The 22914-nt window shown below is 71.9% G+C and carries 20 protein-coding genes; 16 read left to right on the top strand and 4 right to left on the bottom strand.

Annotation, left to right across the window (positions count from 1 at the left end):
- Positions 1–87: 87 nt before the first annotated feature.
- Both ABT369_RS52235 and surE read left to right on the top strand, forming a co-directional pair.
- Entirely contained in the window at positions 88–309 is a 222-nt protein-coding gene (locus ABT369_RS52235) for a hypothetical protein (RefSeq protein WP_350625176.1), read from the top strand.
- Positions 306–1097, top strand: a complete 792-nt coding sequence (surE, locus tag ABT369_RS52230; protein WP_350625174.1) for a 5'/3'-nucleotidase SurE — start codon at positions 306–308, stop codon at positions 1095–1097. The genes ABT369_RS52235 and surE overlap by 4 nt, the downstream gene beginning before the upstream one ends.
- Here surE and ABT369_RS52225 read toward each other — a convergent pair.
- Entirely contained in the window at positions 1033–2304 is a 1272-nt protein-coding gene (locus tag ABT369_RS52225; RefSeq protein WP_350625172.1) for a sugar efflux transporter, read from the bottom strand. The two genes, surE and ABT369_RS52225, sit on opposite strands and share 65 nt — an antisense overlap.
- Positions 2305–2458: 154 nt before the next feature.
- Here ABT369_RS52225 and ABT369_RS52220 point away from each other — a divergent pair, with 154 nt between their 5' ends.
- Positions 2459–2923, top strand: coding sequence for an SRPBCC family protein (locus ABT369_RS52220; RefSeq protein ID WP_350625170.1), 465 nt, complete (start codon positions 2459–2461; stop codon positions 2921–2923).
- Positions 2924–3060: 137 nt separating this feature from the next.
- On the top strand, positions 3061–4242 hold the full coding sequence (locus tag ABT369_RS52215) for a zinc-dependent alcohol dehydrogenase (protein WP_350625168.1): 1182 nt from the start codon (positions 3061–3063) through the stop codon (positions 4240–4242).
- A 30-nt stretch (positions 4243–4272) separates the two neighbouring features.
- On the opposite strand, the gene ABT369_RS52210 is transcribed toward ABT369_RS52215, so the two are convergent.
- Complete coding sequence (locus ABT369_RS52210) at positions 4273–5406, bottom strand: sigma-70 family RNA polymerase sigma factor (RefSeq protein WP_350625166.1); 1134 nt, start codon at positions 5404–5406, stop codon at positions 4273–4275.
- 129 nt (positions 5407–5535) lie between these two features.
- Between ABT369_RS52210 and ABT369_RS52205 the strand changes: the two genes are divergently transcribed.
- The 9 genes from ABT369_RS52205 to gap all read left to right on the top strand — a co-directional run bounded on the left by ABT369_RS52205 (position 5536) and on the right by gap (position 18360).
- Positions 5536–5796 (top strand): DUF4235 domain-containing protein, encoded by a 261-nt coding sequence (locus ABT369_RS52205; protein WP_502891938.1) that lies wholly within the window; start codon positions 5536–5538, stop codon positions 5794–5796.
- A gap of 352 nt (positions 5797–6148) precedes the next feature.
- Positions 6149–7519, top strand: a complete 1371-nt coding sequence (locus ABT369_RS52200; RefSeq protein ID WP_350625162.1) for an ABC transporter substrate-binding protein — start codon at positions 6149–6151, stop codon at positions 7517–7519.
- Positions 7520–8458, top strand: a complete 939-nt coding sequence (locus ABT369_RS52195; RefSeq protein ID WP_350625160.1) for a carbohydrate ABC transporter permease — start codon at positions 7520–7522, stop codon at positions 8456–8458. It abuts the gene before it with no gap.
- A gap of 10 nt (positions 8459–8468) precedes the next feature.
- The gene (locus ABT369_RS52190; RefSeq protein WP_350625158.1) at positions 8469–9350 is read left to right on the top strand and encodes a carbohydrate ABC transporter permease; all 882 of its coding nucleotides are present in this window, start codon (positions 8469–8471) and stop codon (positions 9348–9350) included.
- 8 nt (positions 9351–9358) lie between these two features.
- Entirely contained in the window at positions 9359–11692 is a 2334-nt protein-coding gene (locus ABT369_RS52185; RefSeq protein WP_350625156.1) for a glycosyl hydrolase family 28-related protein, read from the top strand.
- Positions 11693–11705: 13 nt separating this feature from the next.
- Positions 11706–14582 (top strand): carbohydrate-binding protein, encoded by a 2877-nt coding sequence (locus tag ABT369_RS52180; RefSeq protein WP_350625154.1) that lies wholly within the window; start codon positions 11706–11708, stop codon positions 14580–14582.
- Positions 14583–14610: 28 nt separating this feature from the next.
- Positions 14611–16215, top strand: a complete 1605-nt coding sequence (locus ABT369_RS52175) for a glycoside hydrolase family 13 protein (protein WP_350625152.1) — start codon at positions 14611–14613, stop codon at positions 16213–16215.
- A gap of 115 nt (positions 16216–16330) precedes the next feature.
- Entirely contained in the window at positions 16331–17305 is a 975-nt protein-coding gene (locus tag ABT369_RS52170) for a GlxA family transcriptional regulator (protein ID WP_350625150.1), read from the top strand.
- Positions 17306–17349: 44 nt separating this feature from the next.
- Complete coding sequence (gene gap, locus ABT369_RS52165) at positions 17350–18360, top strand: type I glyceraldehyde-3-phosphate dehydrogenase (RefSeq protein WP_350625148.1); 1011 nt, start codon at positions 17350–17352, stop codon at positions 18358–18360.
- Positions 18361–18371: 11 nt separating this feature from the next.
- On the opposite strand, the gene ABT369_RS52160 is transcribed toward gap, so the two are convergent.
- The gene (locus ABT369_RS52160) at positions 18372–19352 is read right to left on the bottom strand and encodes a LacI family DNA-binding transcriptional regulator (RefSeq protein ID WP_350625146.1); all 981 of its coding nucleotides are present in this window, start codon (positions 19350–19352) and stop codon (positions 18372–18374) included.
- A 171-nt stretch (positions 19353–19523) separates the two neighbouring features.
- On the opposite strand from ABT369_RS52160, the gene ABT369_RS52155 reads away from it, so the two are divergent.
- Positions 19524–19922, top strand: a complete 399-nt coding sequence (locus tag ABT369_RS52155; protein ID WP_350625144.1) for a MarR family winged helix-turn-helix transcriptional regulator — start codon at positions 19524–19526, stop codon at positions 19920–19922.
- On the opposite strand, the gene ABT369_RS52150 is transcribed toward ABT369_RS52155, so the two are convergent.
- Positions 19919–20731, bottom strand: coding sequence for an MBL fold metallo-hydrolase (locus ABT369_RS52150; protein ID WP_350625142.1), 813 nt, complete (start codon positions 20729–20731; stop codon positions 19919–19921). The two genes, ABT369_RS52155 and ABT369_RS52150, sit on opposite strands and share 4 nt — an antisense overlap.
- A 272-nt stretch (positions 20732–21003) precedes the next feature.
- Here ABT369_RS52150 and ABT369_RS52145 point away from each other — a divergent pair, with 272 nt between their 5' ends.
- Together ABT369_RS52145 and ABT369_RS52140 are read left to right on the top strand one after the other, a co-directional pair.
- The gene (locus ABT369_RS52145; RefSeq protein ID WP_350625140.1) at positions 21004–21438 is read left to right on the top strand and encodes a DUF6582 domain-containing protein; all 435 of its coding nucleotides are present in this window, start codon (positions 21004–21006) and stop codon (positions 21436–21438) included.
- Between the two features lies 1 nt (position 21439).
- Positions 21440–22741: an NAD(P)/FAD-dependent oxidoreductase gene (locus tag ABT369_RS52140; protein WP_350625138.1), complete on the top strand. Its 1302-nt coding sequence runs from the start codon at positions 21440–21442 to the stop codon at positions 22739–22741.
- Positions 22742–22914: the final 173 nt, after the last annotated feature.

Here is a 22914-nt window from a genome sequence, read left to right as displayed (position 1 = left end):
CATGAGCGGTCCGGAGCGAAGCGGAGGGGCCGCTCATCATGGGCACAGTTTCCTCATGCCGGCGCCGGAGCTTGCGGAGGTGACGGCATGAGCGGCCGGGTGATGGTGTTCGCCCCCGTGCCGGTGCTCACGGTGACGATCGAGCGCCACACGGGGCGGCGGGACCTCCACGAGGAGCTGCTCACCAACGGGCGCGCCGGCTACGACAGTGTGCCCGCGTTCGTCGACGCCGCTCGCAAGCTGCACGCCGAGGGCGCCGAGGCGGTGCTGCTCACCCGCACGCACCTCGAACCGCTGGAGGCGTCATGAGGGTTCTCGTCACCAACGACGACGGGTTCGCGGCGCCCGGCATCCTGCACCTGGCCCGGGCCGTGCACGAGGCCGGCCACGACGTCCTCGTCGCCGCGCCCGACACCGAGGTCAGCGGGGCCGGGGCCGCGCTGAGCGCGACGGTCGCGGACGGCCGCCTGGTCTACGAGCCCGTCGAGCTCGACGGGCTGCCGGGGGTGCGCGCGTACTCCGTGCCGGCCTCGCCCGCCTACATCGCCATGCTCACCGGGCTCGGCGCGTTCGGCGACCCCCCGGACCTGCTGCTGTCGGGGGTGAACCGGGGCGCCAACGCCGGGCACGCGATCCTGCACTCGGGCACCGTCGGCGCGGTGCTCACCGGCGCCGCCGACGGCCTGCGCGGCCTCGCGGTGTCCCTGAACATCCTCGGCGAGGTCGCGCTGAACGCGCTGTCGACGGTGGACGACGAGACCCGCCACTGGCCGACCGCCGCCACGATCGCGACCGGCCTGCTGGACTGGCTGGCCGCGGCCCCGGACGGCACCGTGCTCAACCTCAACGTGCCGGACCGCCCGCTGGACGCCGTCGCCGGCCTGCGCCCGGCCTCGCTCGCCCCGTTCGGCCAGGTCCAGATGACGGTCGCCGAGCACGGCACCGGCTTCGTGCGCACGGCGCTGCGGGAACGCGAGGCGGAGCACGTGCCGGGCTCGGACCTCGCGCTGCTGGCGGAGGGTTACGCGACGGTCACCGCGGTCCTGCCACCGGTGCGGCACCCGACTCTGGAGCCGCCGGACGACTGGCGGAGCTGACCGGGCCGGGCGGCCGGGCCGGCGACCGCGGCGGGCGGGTGGCCAGCAGCAGCACGAAGCCGGCCGCGCACAGCACGGCGCCGAGGCCGAAGGCGCTGCGATAGCCGAAGTGCGCCGAGACCCCCAGCAGCGACCCCGCGATCATCGCGCCGATCGGGAACGTGTTGGTGTAGAGCGTGGTGGCGGTGCCGGGCCGGGTGGGCATCATGTCCTGGATGTACGTGATGGCGACGCCGGAGATGGCGGAGATGAAGATCGCGTTCACCACCTGGGCCGCGACGAGCACCCACAGGCTCGGCGCCCACCAGGCGATCGCGTAGTACGCGGTCCCCGCCACGGCCCCGACCAGGATCAGGGCGCGGACCGGAAACCGGGTGGTCAGCGCGCCCAGGCCGAGCATGAACGGGATCTCCAGCGCCGCGCACAGGCCCAGCACCAGGCCGGCCGCGGACGCGTCGCGGTGCAGGTCCCGCTCGATGAAGAGGGGCAGCGCCTGCACGCAGAGTGTCATCGGCACCTGCAGCACCACGAACGCGACCACGGTCACCCCGAGGATCATCCGCGACACGCTCAGTGGCGACGCCGACTCGTCGGTGTGCTCGGGCCGGGGCGCCTCGAGGTCCTCGAGGCGGAGCAGGGCGACCGCGGCCGCCACCGCGTACAGGGCCGCGGCGGTGCCGTACAGCAGCCGGAACCCGCCGACGTCCAGCAGCACGGCGGCGAGGGCGGGGCCGCCGACCCAGGCCAGGGAGAACACCGTGCGCATCGCGCTGATGCCCAGCGCCGCGCGGCCCGGGGTGTCGCGCTCGAGAACCTGCCGGGCGTACGCGAACGTCTGCGGGAACAGCGAGCCCGACAGCGCGATCGCGGTCACCGAGAGGCCGAGCAGCACCCAGTAGTCGCGCACGAACGCGGTGAAGCCGCTGCCGGCCAGGCCCGCGAGGGCCGCGACGAGCAGGACCCTGCGCCGGTACGGCCCCCGGTCGGACAGCCGGCCGACGAGCGTCGTGACGAGCACGCCGGCCAGCGGGGACGCGACCAGGAACACGGTCACCCGGACCGGGCCGGCGTGCACATCGTTGCTGAGGAACAGCGCGAGGAACGGGTAGGCGACGGCGGTGGACATCCCGACCGCGAGGAACATCAGGCCGAGCGGGATCAGGGCGGGGCTCAGCCCGCGGAGCCCGGGTCGTTCGAGCGTCGTCATGTCCGGGACTTTACCGGTCAGGAAACGTGACCGACGCCTGCGAGGCCGGGGCGCTTCGCGGCGTTCTTCCGGGCGGTTCGTGATCTCGCTTACGTTTTCCTCGTTCCTCGCCGGGCACCCGATCGGGGAGAGCCGAACCGGCAAGGAGGTTGACATGAGCACGGTCACCGAGAGCATCGACGTGCACGTCCCGGTGCACACGGCCTATGACCAGTGGACCCAGTTCGAGTCCTTCCCGCAGTTCATGAGCGGTGTCGAGTCGATCCGGCAGGTCGACGCCCGGCACACCCACTGGGTGACGAAGATCGGCGGCGTGCGGCGCGAGTTCGACGCCGAGATCACCGAGCAGCACCCGGACGAGCGGATCGCCTGGAAGAGCACGGACGGCGACACCCGGCACGCGGGCGTCGTGACGTTCCACCGGCTCGGTGACACCGACACGCGGGTGACGGTCCAGCTCGACTGGCAGCCGCAGGGCCTGACCGAGAAGGCAGGCAGCGCCATCGGCGCCGACTCGATGCAGGTGAAGGCCGATACCCGGCGCTTCAAGGAGTTCATCGAGAAGCGCGGGACCGCGCCCGGCACCTGGCGCGGCGACGTACCCCCTTCAGGCACCTGACAGCTCTGATCTGAGCCGGCCCCGCACCTCCTCCCGCGAGGTGCGGGGCCGGTTTGTTTCCGGGTGACGCGCTCGGGTAGTGGGCGACGTATGACCGACCTGACGCAGCCGTCGCTCACCGTGCCGGGGGCCGCGGCATGAGGGCTGTGGTCTGGCACGGCAAGCGGGACGTGCGGGTCGACAAGGTGCCGGATCCCCGCATCGAGCAGCCCAACGACATCATCATCAAGGTGACGTCCAGCGGCATCTGCGGGTCGGATCTGCACCTGTACGAGGTGCTCGCGCCGTTCATGACCGAGGGCGACATCCTCGGGCACGAGCCCATGGGCATCGTGGTGGAGGTCGGGTCCGCCATCACCCACCTGCGCCGCGGCGACCGGGTGGTGATCCCGTTCAACATCTCCTGTGGGCACTGCTGGATGTGCGGGCGGGGGCTGATGACGCAGTGCGAGACGACGCAGGTGCGCTCGGAGGAGAAGGGCGCGGCGCTGTTCGGCTACACGCGGCTGTACGGGCGGGTGCCGGGCGGGCAGGCGGAGTACCTTCGCGTCCCGCAGGCCCAGTTCGGCCCGATCAAGGTGCCCGAGGGGACGACCGACGACCGGTTCGTGTACCTCTCCGACGTGCTGCCCACCGCGTGGCAGGCGGTCGAGTACGCCGACGTGCCGCCGGGCGGGACGATCGTCGTGCTCGGGCTCGGCCCGATCGGCGACATGGCGTGCCGGGTCGCGGTGCACCGCGGCTACCGGGTCATCTGCGTCGACGTGGTGCCGGAGCGGATGGCCCGCGCGCGGGCGAACAGGTTCGAGGTCGTGGACTTCGAGGCGCACGACGACGTGGCCGGATGGCTGCGGGACCTGACCGACGGGCGCGGCCCGGACGCGGTGATCGACGCCGTCGGCATGGAGGCGCACGGCGCGCCCGCGGGGAAGCTCGCGCAGACCGCCGCGGGCCTGCTGCCCGACGCGCTCGCGCAGAAACTCATCGAGAAGTCGGGCGTCGATCGGCTCGCGGCCCTGCAGTTGGCCATCGACACCGTCCGGCGGGGCGGGACGATCTCGATCTCTGGCGTGTACGGCGGCACGGCCGACCCGCTGCCGATGATGGTGCTGTTCGACAAGCAGATCCAGCTGCGGATGGGCCAGGCCAACGTCAAGCGGTGGGTGGACGACATCATGCCGCTGCTGACGGGCGACGGCGACCCGCTCGGCGTCGAGTCCTTCGCGACGCACCGGGTGCCGCTGGCGAACGCGCCCGCCGCGTACGAGGCGTTCCAGGCCAAGCGGGACGGCACGCTGAAGGTCCTGCTGAAGCCGTGATGAGCGGCCGCCGTCTGGCGTACCGGGGGGTTACGCCAGGCGGCGGCGCAGGAATCCCAGCGCGTGGGTGAGCAGGCGGGAGACGTGCATCTGGGAGATGCCCACGCGCGCGGCGATCTCGGACTGGCTCAGGTTGCCGTAGAAGCGCAGCGCGACGATGCGCCGCTCCCGCTCGGGCAGGCCGGCCATCGCCACCGGCAGCGACGCGCGCAGGTCGGCCAGCTCGAAGCCGGGGTCGTCGCCGCCCACGAGGTCGGCCACGGTCGTGTCCTCGCGCTCGCCGGACACGGTCGCGGGCGAGTCGAAGGAGATCGGGCGCTGCAGGTGACCGGCGGCGACGCACTCGGCGATCTCGTCCACGCCGGCGTCGAGGTGGGCGGCGAGGTCTTCGGGCCGGGGCGGGCGGCCGAGGGTGAGCGTGAGCTCGTCGCGCGCCCGGCTCAGCTGCACCCGCAGCTCCTGCAGGCGGCGAGGGAGGCGGACGGCGCCGATGTGGTCGCGGAAGTGCCGCTTGAGCTCGCCGGTCACCGTGGGGCTCGCGTAGGCGCCGAACTCGACGGCCCGCTGCGGGTCGTAGCCGTCCACGGCCTTGACCAGCCCCATCGCGGCCACCTGCGCGAGGTCGCCGAGCGGCTCGCCGGAGCCGGCGTAGCGCCGGGCCAGGTGTCGCGCGGCCGGCAGGCACAACTCGATGACCTCGTCCCGGAGGCGGGCGCGGCGGGGGTCGGCGAGGCTCAGTGAGGACAGCCGCTGGAGCATCTCGGTGGCGCCGACGGGCCAGTGGCCGTGCCCGAGGTGGACGGCCCCGAGGTCGACCGGGGTGCTCGCGCGGTCCTCGTCCGGCCAGCCGGCCTCGCCGTAGGCGTCGAGCTCCTTGGCGACGCCCGCGATCTCGAGCGCGGCGACGGCGGTGCCGCGCACGTCGGTCAGCCGGAGGTCGCCGCCCGCGCCGAGCGCGCGTTCGCGCAGGTAGAGCAGCACCTTGATGGACGCCGCGTCGATCAGTCGCAGCGCGGCCGCGTCGAGCGTGATCGTGTGCGCGCCCGCGTCGAAGCGGCGGTAGACGACGTGGCGCAGGTAGGGTACCGACGCGTAGTCGAGCACGCCGCATAACTCGAGCAGCGTCTCGTCTCCGCGGCACGACATCGTGACCGACAGCTCCATGGCCGGGTACTTGCCCAATGGCAAATATTTCAAACGTCTCGTTTCGCGGCGGACGCCGTGGGTAGGAAGCGGGGGGCGTGGTGTTTGGCCCGTGGGCGGGCCGGGAATCGGATCGGCATGAGTGGGCGGATGGCAAGGCTGGCGTACAAGCCGGTGGGGGTGCTCCTCGGCGCCGCGGCCGGGGCCGCCGCCGGGCTGATCTTCAAGCAGGTGTGGCGCGTCGCCGGGCGTGACGACGACGCGCCCAACGCCACCGACGAGGATCGCGCCTGGGGCGAGATCCTCGTGGCGGCGGCGTTGCAGGGCGCCATCTTCGCCGTGGTGAAGGCGGCGGTGGACCGGGCGGGCGCGATCGGTGTGCGCCGCGCGACCGGGCAGTGGCCCGGCTGAAGCCCGGCGCAACCAGGCAGAGTGGCGACGACGCACACGCGTCGTCGCCGCTCTGTTTTGTGTCCCGGAATCGTTTGCAACGACTTGCGATCATGGGCTCAGAAATTGCGCAAGAAGGCGACGGCAATTGCTATCGGAATCGGCCGGAAAACGCGCTGACTGAATCGGTTAAGAGGCCGCGACCTGGGCTGTAGTGCAGTTACCGGCCCGGTAAACCGCGCTGACGGTGCGGTGTGGTTGTCGAGTTTTTGCAATGAACGCTGGACTTCTGGCGGCAATACTCGTACTGTCTGCGACACCGAAACGAAACAAAAGCCTTTCCCGCATCCCGTCCGCCTGAAGGGATAGATCAATGTCGATAAAAGCACTCCGTCTGGCGCTCGTCATCGCGCTCGGGGCCACCACGCTCGCCGCGTGCGGCGACAGCAAGGACGACGCCGCCGCCGACGGCCCGACGACCATCGTGGTCGACTGCCCGCCGCAGAAGACCGACAACGGCGGCAAGTCGCTGCAGCTGTGGAACGACGACGTGGCCGCGTTCCAGAAGGCCCACCCCGGCGTCACGGTGAAGACCGTCTCCGTCGGCAGCCAGTGCGACAACCCGCCGGACTTCACCGCCCGGCTGCAGGGCGGCACGCAGGCCGACCTGTTCTACGGGTACATGACCGACCTGGACCAGGTGCTCGACGCCGACGCGGCCGAGGACATCACCAAGTACATCACCGCCGACACGATCCCGAACTGGGACAAGGTCCTGCCCGCGATCAAGGACCCGTTCATCGAGAACGGCAAGACCTACGGCATCGGCTACGCCGGCTACGGACTCGGCCTCGTCATCAACAAGAAGCTCTTCCAGCAGGCCGGCCTCGACCCCAACAAGCCCCCGGCCACCTGGCAGGAGGTCGCCGCGGCGGCCAAGAAGATCAGCGCGCTCGGCAACGGGATCGCGGGCTACCAGGAGTACAGCGCCGGCAACACCGGCGGCTGGCACTTCTCGGCCGCCCTGTACTCCCGCGGCGGCTCGGTGGTCAGCGACGACGGCAAGAAGGCCGCGTTCAACACCACCGAGGGCAAGGCGGTGCTGCAGCAGCTGCACGACATGCGGTTCACCGACAACAGCGTCGGCGAGAAGCAGCTGCTGCAGTGGGCCGACCTGCTCACCAACGCCGGCGCCGGCAAGGTCGGCATGTACGTCGGCGCGCCCGACACCATCAAGGCGATCGTCACCCAGTTCAAGGGCGCCTACGAGGACTGGGCGATCGGCCCGATGCCCGGCGACAACGGCCCGGCGAAGACCACGCTCGGCGGCGGCAGCGGCTACTTCTTCAAGAAGGGCCTCTCCCCGGCGCAGATCAAGGCCGGCCTGCAGTGGCTCGCCTTCGAGGAGTTCACGCCCGGCCAGGGCCAGTTCAACTACGTCGCCCAGAAGGCGATGGGCGTGCCCGTCGGCCTGCCCGAGCCGCTCATCTGGAAGCCCGGCACCGACGTGCAGAAGCAGGACGACGAGCTCAAGAAGGCCAACAGCAACCTGAACCTGGCCGACTACGCGCCCTACGCCAACAACCCGATCACCATCAAGGCCGAGCCGCCGCGCGCCCAGGCCATCTACGCCGTGCTCGACGCCGCGATGTCCGCGGTGCTCACCCAGCCCGGCGCCGACATCAACGGCCTGCTGAGCACGGCCGAGCAGAAGGTCAACACGATCCTGTCCCAGGAGTCCTGAGTGGACGGCGCGGTCCGGCTCGACAGCGCGGTGCGGCCGGCCCGCGCCATCCCGAAGACGCAGAGCCTGTGGCAACGACGCCTGGTGCACAACCTGACCGGGCACGGCTTCCTCGCCGGGGCGGTGGTCTGCTTCGCGGTGTTCTCGTGGTATCCGATGGTCCGCGAGTTCATCATGAGCTTCCAGCGCACCCGGCGCGGGGTCACCACCTGGGTCGGCTGGGACAACTACGTGCGCCTCTGGCACGATCCCAGCTTCGCCTCGGCGTGGCGCAACACCGCGATGTTCACGCTGCTGGCCCTGGTCATCGGGTACGCGCTGCCGTTCTTCATCGCCGTGCTGCTCAACGAGCTGCGCCACGCCCGTGGCTACCTGCGGGCCGTGGTCTACCTGCCGGTGATGCTCCCGCCCGCCTCGGCGCTGCTGCTCTTCCGCTACGCCTACGACCCGAGCGACGCCGGCATCTTCAACCACCTCCTGCACGCCGTCCACCTCCCGACGTCGCAGTGGGTGCAGTCCACCGCGATGACGACTCCCTCGCTCGTCATCGCGGCGACGTGGATGAACGTCGGAAGTTCGATCCTGGTGTACCTCGCCGCGCTGCAGAACATCCCGGGGGAGCTCTACGAGGCGGCCGAGCTCGACGGGGCCGGGCTGCTGCGGCGGCTGTGGCACGTCACCGTGCCGCAGACCCGGCTGATCCTGTCGCTGATGTTCCTGCTGCAGGTCGTGGCGACCATGCAGGTCTTCATCGAGCCGCTGATCCTGGCCGGCGGGGCCGGGGTCGAGGACTCGGCGACGTCGGTGGTCTACCTGATGTACCAGCACGCGTTCAAGCAGAACGACCTCAACGGCGCCGCCGCCCTCGGCGTGATGCTCATGGTCGTGCTGGCCGGCTTCTCCGTCGCCTACGCGCGGCTGAGCCCGAAGCAGGATTGAGGGCAGTCACATGGACACCGCCGCCCGCACGCTGATCTCCCCGGCCCGGCTCCAGCGCCCGGCCGCCCGCCGCGCCTACTGGGCGATCGTCATCGCCGTCGTGGTCCTCTTCACGATCGTGTTCACCGGCCCGCTGTACTGGATGGTGACCGGCGCGCTGAAGTCCGGCCCGGAGGTCGCCCAGATCCCGCCGACCCTGTATCCGCAGGACCCCCAGCCCGGCAACTACGCCGAGGCGTGGACGGCCCTGAGCCTCGGGCGGCTGCTGCTCAACACGGTCTGGTACGCCTTCGGTGCCCTCGCCTTCCAGCTGGTCTTCGACGTCGCCGCCGCCTACGCGTTCTCGAAGCTGCGCCCGGCGTTCGGCAACGGGATCCTGGCGCTGATGCTGGCCACGCTCATGATCCCCTCGACGGTGCTGGTGATCCCGCAGTACGTCACCGCCATCGACCTGCCGCTGGTGCACTGGAACCTGGTCGACACCCCGTGGGCGATCTGGCTGCCCGCGGTCACCAACGCCTTCAACATCTTCCTGCTCAAGCGGTTCTTCGACTCGATCCCGACCGACCTCATGGCCGCGGCGGCGATCGACGGCGCCGGGCCGCTGCGCAGCCTGTGGTCGATCGTCCTGCCGATCTCCCGGCCGATCCTCGGCGTCGTGTCCATCTTCTCGCTCACGGCCATCTGGAAGGACTTCCTCTGGCCGCTGCTGGTGGAGCCCTCGGCCGACAACCGGACCGTCAACGTCGGCATCTACGCCTTCTCGCAGGGCCTCACCCAGAACGTCGTCATCGCCGGCGCCGTCATCGCCGCCGTCCCGACCGTCGTGTTCTTCCTCATCTTCCAGAAGAACATCATGTCCGGCCTCACCACCGGCAGCCTGAAGGGCTGAAACACCCCATGTCACGTCGCATGTTCGCGGCGGCGCTGTTCGCTGCCATCATCCTGTATCCGGTCCCCGCTTCCGCCGGTGTCACCCCGCCCGGCGCCAACGTTCCCTTCACCACCTACGAGGCCGAGAACGCGGCCACCAACGGCGGTCGGGTCGGCCCGTCCGTGGACTTCACCCAGCTCGCCGCCGAGGCGTCCGGTCGCCGCGCGGTCTCGCTGCGGGCCGGCCAATGGGTCGAGTTCACGCTCAAGGCCAAGGCCGACGCGGTCAACGTCCGCTACTCGCTGCCCGACGGCAGCCCGGACGCCAAGTTGCGCGTCTCCACCGGCACCGACCTGCCCCTCACCACCCGCTACTCGCACGTCTACGGCAACTACCCGTACACGAACAACCCGGCCGACGGCGGCCAGCACCACTACTTCGACGATGTCCACGCGCTGCTCGGCCGGACCCTGCCCGCCGGGACCAGAGTCCGGTTCACCGCCACCGCGCCCGTGGTCGTCGACCTCGCCGACTTCGAGCTGGCCGGCCCGCCCGCCGCCCGCCCGTCCGGCTTCCTCAGTGCGACCGACTTCGGCGCCGACCCGAGCGGCGCCGCCGACTCCGGCGCCGCGATCCAGGCCGCCCTCGACGCCGGGAAGGCCCAGGCCAAGGGGGTCTGGCTGCCCGCCGGCACCTACGCGGTCACCCGGCACCTGACCGCCGACGGCGTGACCCTGCGCGGCGCCGGGCCGTGGCACACCGTCCTGCGCGGCGCGAACGTCGGCATCTTCGGCACCGGCGCCGCCGCCGTGCACCTGTCCGGCTTCGCCATCGCCGGCGACACCACGGTCCGCGACGACTCCACCTCGGACAGCGGCCTGGGCGGGACCTACGGCCACGGGTCCACGGTGGACGACGTCTGGATCGAGCACACCAAGGTCGGCATGTGGTTCGACGGGCCCAGCGACGGGCTCACCGTCAGCCACGCCCGCATCCAGAACACCATGGCCGACGGCGTGAACCTCCACAACGGCGTCGCCCACACCGTCATCCGCGACACCTTCGTGCGCAACACCGGCGACGACGGGCTCGCGATGTGGTCGGACGGGAACGCCGACCACGACAACGCGTTCGTGCACGACACGGTGATCGCCCCGCTGCTGGCCAACGGCTTCGCGATCTACGGCGGCCGCGACAACGCCGTCACCGACAGCGTCGCCGCCGACACCGTCACCCAGGGCGGCGGCATCCACGTCGGCAACCGCTTCGGCGCCGTGCCGCTCGCGGGCACCACGACCATCGCCCGCAACGTGCTGCTGCGCGCCGGGAACCTGGTGCCGAACCCGCCCGAGGAGGTCGCGGCGCTGTGGTTCTACGCCGCGGACGCCCCGATGACCGGTGCCGTCGACGTGCACGACGTGTCCATCGTGGACAGCCCGTTCGCGGCCGTGCAGTTCTTCGGCAAGCGCATCGACAACGTGCGCCTGGACCGGGTCGCGATCATCCGGCCCGGGACGTTCGCGCTCCAGCTGCAGGCGCCCGGGTCCGCGCGCTTCTCGTGGGTGATCGCGACCGCCGGGAAGTACGACTGCGGCAGTGGCTTTGTCATCGACCGCGGCCCCGGGAACCTCGGGTGGACGGGCACCCGCTGCGGCTTCCCGCCCGCCGGCGCGCTGAAGCTGAGCGCGGACAGCCTCGACTTCGGTAACCAGGCCCTGCACACCGCCGGGACCAAGACCTTCACCATCACCAACCCCGGCCCGAAGCCGATCGACGTCCGCGCGCTGCGGGCCCCGGCCGGCTACACGGCCACCGCCCCGTGCTCGACGATCGCCGTCGGGGCGACCTGCACGGTCACCGTCACCTTCGACCCGGACCACGCCGGCGTCTTCGCCGAGCGGATCATGGTCGACACCACCTCGCCCGCCGGGCCGTACGTCGTCTCCGTCCGGGGCATCGGCTTCGACCCCGACGGCAACCTCGCGCTCGGCCAGCAGATCACGTCCAGCTCGCAGGCGCTGTCCTGGACCGGGCCGGCCAACCTGATCGACGGCGACCCCGGCACCTACTTCGAGAGCGCCAACAACGCCTTCCCGCAGACCGTGACCCTCGACCTCGGCGAGACCCGCACCGTGGACCGGCTCGTGCTCAAGCTCCCGCCGAACTGGGGCGCCCGCACCGAGACGATCGAGGTCAACGGCCTGGTGCCGGCGACGGACTACACCCTCGACCCGGACACGGGCAACGCGGTCACCATCACGTTCCCGCCGGCCGCGCTGCGCACGATCACCCTGACCTTCACCGCGAACAACGGCTGGCCCGCCGCCCAGCTGTCCGAGTTCGAGGTCTACGCGCATTAGAAGGGAGCAGCACATGCAACGACGACTGATCGTCGCGGCGGCCGCCACCGCCGCGGCCATCGCCGCCACCGCCGTCGCCCTGGCCGCCCGTCCCGCCGACGCGGCCACCGCCACCTACCAGGCCGAGTCGGCCACCCTCTCCGGGGGCGCCGCCGTCGCCACCGACCACAGTGGATACACCGGCAGCGGGTTCGTCGGCGGCTACACCGACGGCAACAAGGGCAGCGCCGCCACCACGTTCAGCGTGCAGGCCGGCAACCAGCTGGCGCTGCGGTACGCCAACGGCACCGGCTCGGCCAAGACGCTCTCGCTCTACGTCAACGGCGCCAAGCTGCGGCAGATCTCGCTGCCGGCGACGGCGAACTGGGACACGTGGTCGACGGCGACCGAGTCCGTCTCGCTGACGGCCGCGAGTAACACGGTCGCGTACCGGTTCGACAGCGCCGACTCCGGCAACGTGAACCTCGACAGCGTCACGGTGTCGACCGCCACCTCGAGCGGCCTGGAGGCCGAGAACGCCACGCTGTCCGGCGGCGCCGTCGTGGCCACCGACCACAGTGGATACACCGGCACCGGGTTCGTCGGCGGCTACACCGACGGCAACAAGGGCAACGCCGCGACCACCTTCACGGTGCCGGCGACCTCGTCGCTGACGCTGCGGTACGCCAACGGGACCGGGTCGGCGATGACGCTCTCGCTGTACGTCAACGGCGCCAAGCTGCGGCAGATCTCCCTGCCGGCGACGGCGAACTGGGACACCTGGGCCACGGCGACCGAGTCGGTGAACCTGACGGGCGCGAGCAACACGGTCGCCTACCGGTTCGACAGCACCGACTCCGGCAACGTCAATCTGGACAACCTGACCGTGGGAGCGGCCCCTTCGCCGAGCCCGTCGACGTCGACCTCGCCGCCCCCGACCGGTTCGGCCTCCACCTACGAGGCCGAGACCGCGTTCTTCTCCGGCGGGCCGAGCGTCTCCGGCGATCACCTCACCGGCTTCTCCGCCGTGGGCGCGCGGGTCATCGTGTCCGTGAACGCACCCGCCGCCGGCGCGCGGCAGGTCTCGCTGCGCTACACGAACACGTCCGGTGCCGTGCGCACGCTGTCGCAGTACGTCAACGGCATCAAGATCGGACGCGTGAACCTGCCGGCCGGGTCGGGGTGGCTCACCGCCAACCAGACCGTCACCCTCCGCGCCGGGCTCAACCTCATCGGCTGGCAGGTCGACAGCGGCGACACCGGCGGCGTCGACATCGACTCGGTCGGCGTAACCGGCGGACTGGCACTGGCCACGCGCGGGGCGACGCTGCCCTACACCGAGTACCGCGCGGCCGACGCGACCACGAACGGCACGAAGCTCGCCGCGAGCCGCACCTTCCTCACGGTGGCCAGCGAGGCGACCGGGCGGCAGGCCGTCCAGCTCACCGGCACCGGGCAGTACGTGCAGTTCACGCTGAGCAAGCCGGCCAACGCGCTCACGATCCGCTACTCGATCCCGGACAGCGCGGACGGGGCCGGGGCGAGCGCGCCGATCTCGCTCTACGCGAACGGCACACACGTCAAGGACATCACGCTCACGTCCCGCTACTCGTGGGTCTACGGGTCGTACCCGTACACGAACGTCCCCTCGCAGGGCTCGGCGCATCACTTCTTCGACGAGACCCGCGCGACGATCGGTGACTGGCCCGCCGGGACCGTCCTGAAGCTGCAGAAGGACGCGTCCGACACGGCGAGCTCGTACACGATCGACGTCGTCGATGCCGAGCAGGCCGCGGCCGCGTACACCGTGCCGGCGAACTTCGTGTCCATCACCAACTACGGCGCCACCTCCGGCGACGGCTCGGACGACACCGGCGCGATCAACAACGCCGTGTCGGCCGCGCGCAGTGCCGGGCAGGGCGTGTGGATCCCGGCCGGGACGTTCGACATCACCAGCCGGATCAACCTCGCGGGCGTCGCCGTGCGCGGGGCGGGGCAGTGGTACAGCACCGTGAAGGGCCGCAACGGCAAGGGCGGCTTCTTCGCCACCGGCTCCGGGGTCACCATCGCCGACCTGACGATGTCCGGCGACGTCACCTACCGCGACGACACCAACTTCGACACCGGCATCGAGGGCAACTTCGGCACCGGCTCGCTGCTCTTCGACGTGCGCATCGAGCACACCAAGACCGGCGTGTGGGTCTCCGCGGGCACCGACGGCCTGTACGTCGCCGCACTCCGCATCGCGAACACGTTCGCCGACGGCGCGAACCTCAACGCCTACCAGGGCAACGTCAGCAACACGCGCTTCGATCAGTCCTCGGTGCGCAACACCGGCGACGACGCCCTGGCGATGTTCTCCCAGACGAACCCGGTGACGAACTCGTCGTACACCTTCAACACGGTCCAGACGCCGCTGCTGGCCAACGGCATCGGCATCTACGGCGGCAGCGGCAACGTGGCCGCGGACAACCTGGTGTCGGACACCGTGACGGGCTCGGCCGGCATCACCGTCAGCAGCCGCTTCGGCATCCCGTTCAGCGGGCCGACGACCGTCACCCGCAACACCCTCACGCGCACCGGCGGCTACGAGCCGAACTGGCAGTCGAACCTCGGCGCGCTGTGGGTCTACGCCAACCAGTCGGACATCACCACGCCGGTGACCCTGTCCTACAACACGATCGCGGACAGCACCTACCAGGCGGTACTGCTCAGCGACAGCCACCGCATCGGCAACCTGCTGCTGGACCACCTCACCATCACCGGCGCCGGCACCTGGGGCATCGACGTGCTCAACGTCAGCGGCGCCGCCACCGCCAACTACGTGACCGTCACCGGGGCCGCATCCGGCGGCCTCAACAACCCGGGCGGTTACCCGATCACCCGCGGCCCGGGCAACTCGGGCTGGTAAACCCGCAACCTCATTGGGGAGACGCTCCATGCGTTCGAACGGCTGGTGGCGCACCGCCGCCATCTACCAGATCTACCTGCGCAGCTTCGCCGACGGCAACGGAGACGGCGTCGGCGACCTCGCCGGCCTCCGGGCGCGGCTGCCGTACCTGCGGGAACTGGGCGTCGACGCGCTCTGGCTGACGCCGTGGAACGTCTCCCCGATGGCGGACGGCGGCTACGACGTCGCCGACTACCGCGACATCGACCCGCTCTTCGGCACCCTCGCCGACGCCGAGGGCTTCCTCGCCGAGGCGCACGAGCAGGGCCTTCGGGTGCTCGTGGACCTGGTGCCGAACCACTGCTCGGACGCGCATCCGTGGTTCCGGGCGGCGCTCGCCGCGCCGCCCGGCGACCCGGCCCGGGAGCGCTTCTGGTTCCGGCCCGGCCGCGGCGCCGGCGGTGAGCTGCCGCCGAACGACTGGCGCTCCTACTTCGGCGGCCCGGCCTGGACCCGGCTGCCCGACGGCGAGTGGTACCTGCACATGTTCGCCCCCCAGCAGCCCGAGCTGAACTGGGAGCACGAGGGCGTGCGGGCCGAGTTCGAAGACGTGCTGCGGTTCTGGTTCGACCGCGGCGTCGACGGCTTCCGCATCGACGTCGCCCACGGCCTCATGAAGACCCCCGGCCTGCCGGACGTGGGCGCCGACCCGGACCCGGCCGACCTGCCCTACCAGGACCACGAGGGCGTCCACGAGATCTACCGCGCCTGGCGGAGCATCGCCGACGCCTACGCCGACCCGCGGGTCTTCGTGGGCGAGGTCTGGCTGCCGACGACGGCGCAGTTCGTGCGGTACCTGCGCCCGGACGAGCTGCACTCCGCGTTCAACTTCGAGTTCCTGTGCTGCGCCTGGGAGCCCAACGCGATCCGCAAGACGATCGACGACACCCTCGACACGCACCGGCTCGTGGGCGCCCCGCCGACCTGGGTGCTGTCCAACCACGACACCATCCGCCACGTGACCCGCTACGGCCGCGAGGACACCACGTTCGACCTCGGCAACCGCCGCCACGGCGCGTTCACGGACCCGGCCGTGGGCACCCGCCGGGCCCGCGCCGCCGCCCTGCTCACCCTGGCCCTGCCCGGCGGCGTGTACGTCTACCAGGGCGACGAGCTCGGCCTCGCCGAGGTCGAGGACATCCCGCTGGAGCGCATCCAGGACCCGACGTGGGAGCGCTCGGAGCACACCGACCGCGGCCGCGACGGCTGCCGCGTCCCGCTGCCCTGGTCCGGCGGCGAAGCCCCGTTCGGCTTCTCGCCGCCGGGCGCGGCCGAGGCGTGGCTCCCGCAGCCCGCGAGCTGGTCGGCCCTGACCGTCGAGGCCCAGGAGCCGGACGCCACCTCCATGCTGCGGTTGTACCGCCCGGCGCTCGCGATCCGCCGCGAGCACCTGACCACGCTGCCGGAGGACATCGCCTGGATCACGAGCGACGACGGCGTCCTGGCCTTCCGCCGTGGCGACGGCTTCGCGTGCGTCGTGAACTTCACCGCGGCCCCGGCCCGCCTCCCCGCCCACACCGAAATCCTCCTGACCAGCGAGCCCCTGCTCGACGGCCTCCTGCCGGCCGACGGGTGCGCCTGGCTGGCCCTCTGACGGCACCGCCCCGCCGGGGTCCGGTCGTTCGCGTCCGGGCCCCTGGCGGGAAACTTGCGGTCCGTGGCTTTCCAGACACTTCCCCCGGGGCCGCCGCGGGTGTGACGCTGCTCGGGTGAGAACGATCCACCGAGTCGTGGTGCTCGTGCTCGACGGGGCCAAGCCGCTCGACGTGGGCATTCCGGCGCAGGTCTTCACCAACCGGCCGGGGATGCCCTATGCCGTGCACGTGTGCGGGGCCGCGCCCGGCCTGGTCGCCGGGGGAGACGGGCTGGCCTACCACGTGGCCGAGGGGCTCGACGCGTTCGACGCCGCCGACACGATCTTCATCCCCGGATACCGGCACCCCGACCGGGAGGAGCCGCCGGCCGAGGTCGTCGCCGCGCTGCGGGCCGCCCACGCGCGCGGGGTGCGGCTCGCCGCGATCTCGACCGGCGCGTTCGCGCTCGCCGCGACCGGGCTCCTGGACGGCAAGCGGGCCACCACGCACTGGCACTACACGCGCGAGCTCGCCCGGCGCCACCCCGCCATCCGCGTCGACGAGGACGTGCTCTTCGTCGACGAGGGGGAGGTGCTCACCTCGGCCGGGGCGGCCAGCGGGATCGACCTCTGCCTGCACCTGGTGCGGCGGGACCACGGCGTCGCGCTGTCCAATGTGGTCGCCCGGCGGCTCGTCGCGGCGCCGTACCGCAGCGGGGGACAGGTGCAGTACATCCCGCGCAGCGTTCCCGAGGCCGTCGGCGAGCACTTCGCCGCCACCCGGCAGTGGGCGCTCGAGCGGCTCGGGGAGCCGCTGGCCCTCGAGGACCTGGCGCGCAACGCGAACGTGTCGGCGCGGACGTTGTCGCGGCGGTTCGTGGAGGAGACCGGCTACACGCCGACCCAGTGGATCCTGCGCGCCCGCGTCGACCAGGCGCGGGAGCTGCTGGAGCGCAGCGAGCTCGGCGTCGAGCAGATCGCGGCGCGGGTCGGGCTCGGGACCGGGTCGAACCTGCGGCTGCACTTCCAGCGGATCCTGGGCACGTCACCCAGCGAATACCGGCGGACCTTCGCCCGGCCGCATGGCGAGATGCTTGCGGAGGCTGGCTAGCCGTCCGCTGTCGGGGAGATCGTGCGGACGGGGACGATTACCGCATGTCTGGACGAATTGCCATCAACGGTTTCGGTCGCATCGGCCGCAGCGTGCTCCGCGCGATCGTCGAGCGCGGCAGCGAGCTGGAGGTCGTCGCCGTCAACGATCTCGCGGCGCCGGCGGCGCTGGCGCAGCTGCTGCGGTACGACACCACCCTCGGAAGATTCGGGCGCCCGGTCGCGGCCGAGGGGGACGAGCTGGTCGTCGACGGCCGGCGCATCCGGGCCCTGGCCGAGCGTGAGCCGCTCAAGCTGCCCTGGGCCGAGCTCGGCGTCGACATCGTGCTCGAGTCCACCGGCCGGTTCACCGCCGCCGACGCCGCCCGCGCGCACCTGGAGGCCGGCGCCGAGCGCGTGCTCGTGGGCGCGCCGTCCGCGGGGGCCGACGTCACGCTCGCGTACGGGGTGAACACCGAGGCCTACGACCCGTACCGGCACACCATCGTGTCGAACGCCTCCTGCACCACCAACGCGCTCGCCCCGCTGGCCGCCGTGCTCGACGGGCTCGCCGGGATCGAGCACGGGTTCATGACCACCGTGCACGCGTACACGCAGGAGCAGAACCTCCAGGACGGCCCGCACCGGGACCCGCGCCGCGCCCGGGCCGCCGGCGTGAACATCGTGCCGACCACCACCGGCGCCGCGAAGGCGATCGGGCTCGTGCTGCCGGGCCTGGCCGGGCGGCTGTCCGGCGACTCGATCCGGGTGCCGGTCCCGGTCGGATCGCTGGTCGAGCTCAACGCGACCGTCGAGCTCGACGTGACGCGCGAGGCGGTGCTGGACGCCTACCGCGAGGCGGCCGAGGGCCCGCTGAAGGGCATCCTGTCGTACTGCACCGACCCGATCGTCAGCGCGGACATCGTCGGCGACCCGGCGTCGTGCGTCTTCGACTCGGCGCTGACCAGGGTCGACGGGCGGCATGTCAAGGTCGTCGGCTGGTACGACAACGAGTGGGGCTTCGCCAACCGGGTTGTCGACACCCTCGGCCTGATGAGTGCAAAAACCATCGCGTAGATCGCACCCGCTTACGGAGCGGCGGCCGTCGAGGACCGGACGATGAGCTCGGGCTCGAACAGCTCCTCCTCGAGGGGCACCGGCCGCCGCTCGATCTGCGCGACCAGGGAGTTCACCGCGGCCACCCCGATCGCGCCGATCGGCTGGCGCACGGTGGTCAGCGGCGGGTCCATCATCGGCATGTAGACCGAGTCGTCGAAGCCGACGACGGAAAGCTGCTCGGGCACCCGCAGCCCCTGCTTGCGGGCCCCGCGGATGGCGCCGAGGGCGAGCGTGTCGCTGGCGCAGACCACGGCGGTCGCCCCGGCCTCCAGCAGCGGCGCGACCGCCGACTGCCCGCCGGCGATGGAGAACATCGTGTGCGCGACGAGCCGCTTGTCGGTGGCGAGCTTGCGGAACTCGGTCAGCTTGCGCTCCGAGGGCACGTGCCCGCGCGGCCCGACGATCAGCCCGATCCGCTGGTGGCCCAGGTCGCGCAGGTGCGTGACGGCCAGGTCGACCGCGACCGCGTCGTCGACGGCGACCCGCGGCACGCCGAGGTTCTCGTCGGCCTCGTTGATGAGCACGATCGGCAGCCGCCGGGCCCGCAGCGCCTTGGCCTGCTCGGGCCCGGCGTCGACGTAGCTGGCCCCGACGAAGATGATCCCGGCGACCTTGCGGGCCAGCAGCATCTCGATGTAGTGCGCCTCAGACACCCCGTCGGCGGTGCGGGTGCACAGCACCGGGATGAGCTTCTGGCGCACCAGGGCGCCGGCCATCGCCTCCGCGTAGGCGGGGAAGATCGGGTTGTGCAGGTCGGGCAGCACCATGCCGACCAGGCTGCCGAGCTCGCGCCGGTGCCGGGTCGGGCGCTGGTAGCCCAGCACGTCGAGCGCGGTCAGCACCGCGTTGCGGGTGTCCGCGCCGATCCCGGGCACGTCGCGCAGGACGCGGCTGACCGTCGCCTCGCTGTACCCCGCGTACTTCGCCACCTCGGAGAGCCTCGTCGCCACGGGCTCAGCGTACCGTCTCCGGCAAGAACCGTCGCTATGCCCGCAAGAACCTGCGCATCGTGCCGGCGACCGCTCGGAACTCGCCGTGCGTGCGCTTCTCGACCCGGCCTGACCTCGGCGTGTTCCAATATGGGCATGGTTGCGCCCCGCACTGGCTTGGATCCCTCCCGCTTGACCGTCGCCGTCGAACGGGTGTTCAGCCTGTTGCGGCAGGGCAACCCGCCCAACGACATCAGCCTGACCGCCGCGTCGACGATCTGGCGGCTGCAGCAGGAGGGGCCCCGCAAGCTGACCGACCTCGCCGCCGCGGAGGGCGTGACCCAGCCGGCCATGACCCAGCTCGTGCAGCGCCTGGAGCGCGAGGGCCTGGTGGTCCGCTCCGCCGAGCCGACCGACCGCCGCGTCGTGCTGATCGAGGTCACCCAGGCCGGCATCGACCTGCTGGAGCGGCGCCGCGCCGTGCGGGCCGGGCACCTGGCCGGGCTGATGGCCGGCCTGACCGAGCAGGACGAGGAGCTCATCGCCGCCGCGCTGCCGGCCCTGGAGCGCCTGGCCCGCGAGCGCCGCTAACCGTACGCCGGAACAGGGCTCGCCTTCAGGCTCACCGTCTCGCCGCGCAGGATCGGCAGCACCGTGGCCGGGATGTGGGCGGTGACCGTCGGCTGCAGGAAGTTCGAGAGCGGGTCGCGGAACACGCCGTAGTCGTCGTAGTGGATGGGGATCACGCGGTCCGGCCGGATCAGGTTGGCCAGGGCCACGCCGTCGCGGGCGTCCATGGTCACCAGCGCGCCCAGGATGCGGGTGCCGCCCAGGTGCAGCAGCGCCGTGTCGATGCCGGGGAAGCGGTCGGGGATGTCGCGCAGCACGCGCCGGTTGAATCTGGTGTCGCCGGAGACGTACAGGCGCAACCGGCGGAACCCGTCGACCTCCCAGTCCAGGATCGTGCCGATGGTCGTCGGCATCGCCAGGTGCAGCCCGGTCGGCCCGTGGCGAGCCGGGACCGCGGTGATGCGCAGGGTCTCGTTGCCGCGGCGCAGCACCATGTCGCTCCACGGGCGCAGCCCGACGGCATCGTCGAAGCGCCACCGCCGGAGCCGCCGCGCGGCCGGGACGGTGGTGAGCACGGGCACGTCGCGGGAGAGCCGGTGGCGGGCGATCCGGTCGAAGTGGTCGCCGTGCAGGTGCGACAGCACGACGGCGTCGAGCGGGGGCAGGTCGTCGGGGCCGAGCGCGGGCTCGGTGAGGCGGCGGCTCGACACCCCGTGGCCGAGGTAGGCGCGCTGCCCGCGGTGCAGGAAGTTGGGGTCGGTCAGCAGGGTGAACGTGCCGATCCGGAGCAGGACGGTCGCGGTACCGATGAACGTGGCGGACGTCTCCATGTCGCCTCCTTCGTCGTCGACGCGGTCCACTACCCCCCTTCCGCCGGACGACACGGCATCATCGGCTCCGTGGGCGGCGACGAGCTGATCGCGGCTCTCCGGCCCCAGTCCGGGCCGCCGCCGCCGTTCTTACGTCGCGGCCGTTCTTGCGTCGCTGTTGGCCTTGCGTCGCTGTTGGCCTCGCGGCGACTTCGGGCCGCGACGGCGGCTGAACGAGTCGCCGTCCGGCGTGCGGCCCGAATACATCAGCCCGCTTCGGGTAAGCGAGCTTCATGGCTGCAAACAGGAAGCGCTCCGGCACCCTCGACGCCGCCGAGCGCGACGCGATGTCCGACAGCACCTTCGCGTTCCCGCGGCTGCGCAAGGAGCCGCTCAACGACGCCACGCATGTGCGCAACGCGATCGCGCGGTTCGATCAGGTGCGCGACGCCAGCGACGAAGAGCGGGCCGAGGCGTTCCGGCGCATCAAGCGGGCCGCGAAGCGCTACGACGTCGAGATGACCGAGACGAGCTGGCGGGAGCTCGGCAAACCGACGCGCACGACGAAGTCCTCGGACAAGCCGCGCACCCCGAACAAGGCGACCCGCAACCAGCCCCGGTCCGAGCGCTCGCGCGACGACCTCTACGCCGAGGCCAAGAGCCGCAACATCCGCGGCCGGTCGGCGATGACCAAGGCCGAGCTGGTGCAGGCGCTCGGGAACCGCTGACGTGGGGCGCCCCCGCATCGTCATCGTCGGGGCGGGGTTCGCGGGCTACCAGGCGGCGCGGACGCTGCTGCGCCGGTCCCGTGGCGCGGCCGAAGTCGTGCTCGTGAACCCCACCGACTACTTCCTGTACCTGCCGCTGCTGCCCGAGGTGGCGGGCGGCGCCCTCGACCCGCGCGCCATCTCGGTGCCGCTGCCGGACACGCTGCCCGGCGTGCGGCTCGTGCTCGGCGAGGTCGACGCCGTCGACCCGCACGCGCGCACCGTCCGGTACGTAGGCCCGGAGGGGGATGTGGGCTCGTTGGAGTACCACCGGCTGATCCTGGCGGCCGGGAGCGTCACGAAGCTGCTGCCCATCCCGGGCGTGGCCGACCACGCGCACGGCTTCCGCGGCATCCCCGAGGCGTTGTACCTCCGCGACCACCTCATCCGCCAGATCGAGCTCGCCGACGCCGCCGAGGACGCCGCCGAGCGCCGGGCGCGGATGACGTTCGTGGTCGTCGGCGCCGGATACACCGGGACCGAGGTCGCCGCCCAGGGCCAGCTGCTCACCGCCGACATCGCCGCCCGCCACCCGCGCCTGCGCGACGAGCCGCCGCGCTGGCTGCTGCTGGACACGGCCGATCAGGTGCTGCCCGGCATGGACGCGCGCATGGCGGCCGGTGCCGAGCGGGTCCTGCGCCGGCGCGGCATCGAGGTGCGGCCCGGCACCTCAGTGCGGGAGGCGACGGCCGACGGCGTCACGCTCACCGACGGGCGCGATGTGCCCTCGCGCACCCTGGTCTGGTGCGTCGGCGTACGGCCCGACCCGGTCGTCGAAGGCGCCGGGTTGCCCACGGAGGCGGGCCGCGTCCGCGTCGACGCGCACCTGCGAGTGCTCGGCTTTCCCGACGTCTATGCCTGCGGGGACGGCGCCGCGGTGCCGGACCTGTACAACCCCGGCCGCTACACGCCGATGACCGCGCAGCACGCGGTGCGGCAGGGGCGGCTCGTCGCGAGCAACGTCGCGGCCTCCTACGGGATCGGGCGGCTTCGGCGGTACCGCCACCGCGACCTCGGCTTCGTGGTCGACCTCGGCGGTAGGGAGGCCGTCGCCAACCCGTTGCAGGTGCCGCTGTCGGGCCTGCTCGCGCGCACGATCACGCGCGGCTACCACCTCGCGGCCCTGCCCGCCAACCGCCTGCGGACCGCCACCGGCTGGCTGTTCACCGCGGCCGGCTCGCGCCCGGGCGTGCAGCTGGGGCTGGTCCGGGGGCGCGAGGTGCCGCTCGACACCGAGACGCCCGAGCTCGCCCGGCACCGTTAGCCGTCGCTCGGCACGCTTCGCTGTCCGGATGTTGCGGTATGTAGGTGCTTCTGCCGGCGGGCGCGTGCGTGCTGCCGGGCACGCTGTGGTGTTCGGTTGTTGCGGCGTGTAGTTCGGCTTGGTCGGCGCGGCCGGGGTTTCGCGCGACAGCGGCTTGGCCGGGCTAGTGCCGG

It is taken from the genome of Dactylosporangium sp. NPDC000244 (genome assembly GCF_040300725.1).
GTDB lineage: Bacteria > Actinomycetota > Actinomycetes > Mycobacteriales > Micromonosporaceae > Dactylosporangium.
Note: the sequence above shows the minus strand (reverse complement) of the source record. Positions and strands in the feature narration are given on the sequence as shown.

Coding starts and splice junctions, on each gene's coding strand:
- gap (WP_350625148.1), top strand. CDS start 17,350: ATGTCTGGACGAATTGCCATCAACGGTTTCGGTCGCATCGGCCGCAGC.
- ABT369_RS52200 (WP_350625162.1), top strand. CDS start 6,149: ATGTCGATAAAAGCACTCCGTCTGGCGCTCGTCATCGCGCTCGGGGCC.
- ABT369_RS52185 (WP_350625156.1), top strand. CDS start 9,359: ATGTCACGTCGCATGTTCGCGGCGGCGCTGTTCGCTGCCATCATCCTG.
- surE (WP_350625174.1), top strand. CDS start 306: ATGAGGGTTCTCGTCACCAACGACGACGGGTTCGCGGCGCCCGGCATC.
- ABT369_RS52210 (WP_350625166.1), bottom strand. CDS start 5,406: ATGGAGCTGTCGGTCACGATGTCGTGCCGCGGAGACGAGACGCTGCTC.
- ABT369_RS52215 (WP_350625168.1), top strand. CDS start 3,061: ATGAGGGCTGTGGTCTGGCACGGCAAGCGGGACGTGCGGGTCGACAAG.
- ABT369_RS52205 (WP_502891938.1), top strand. CDS start 5,536: ATGGCAAGGCTGGCGTACAAGCCGGTGGGGGTGCTCCTCGGCGCCGCG.
- ABT369_RS52145 (WP_350625140.1), top strand. CDS start 21,004: ATGGCTGCAAACAGGAAGCGCTCCGGCACCCTCGACGCCGCCGAGCGC.
- ABT369_RS52220 (WP_350625170.1), top strand. CDS start 2,459: ATGAGCACGGTCACCGAGAGCATCGACGTGCACGTCCCGGTGCACACG.
- ABT369_RS52190 (WP_350625158.1), top strand. CDS start 8,469: ATGGACACCGCCGCCCGCACGCTGATCTCCCCGGCCCGGCTCCAGCGC.
- ABT369_RS52235 (WP_350625176.1), top strand. CDS start 88: ATGAGCGGCCGGGTGATGGTGTTCGCCCCCGTGCCGGTGCTCACGGTG.
- ABT369_RS52150 (WP_350625142.1), bottom strand. CDS start 20,731: ATGGAGACGTCCGCCACGTTCATCGGTACCGCGACCGTCCTGCTCCGG.
- ABT369_RS52180 (WP_350625154.1), top strand. CDS start 11,706: ATGCAACGACGACTGATCGTCGCGGCGGCCGCCACCGCCGCGGCCATC.
- ABT369_RS52225 (WP_350625172.1), bottom strand. CDS start 2,304: ATGACGACGCTCGAACGACCCGGGCTCCGCGGGCTGAGCCCCGCCCTG.
- ABT369_RS52175 (WP_350625152.1), top strand. CDS start 14,611: ATGCGTTCGAACGGCTGGTGGCGCACCGCCGCCATCTACCAGATCTAC.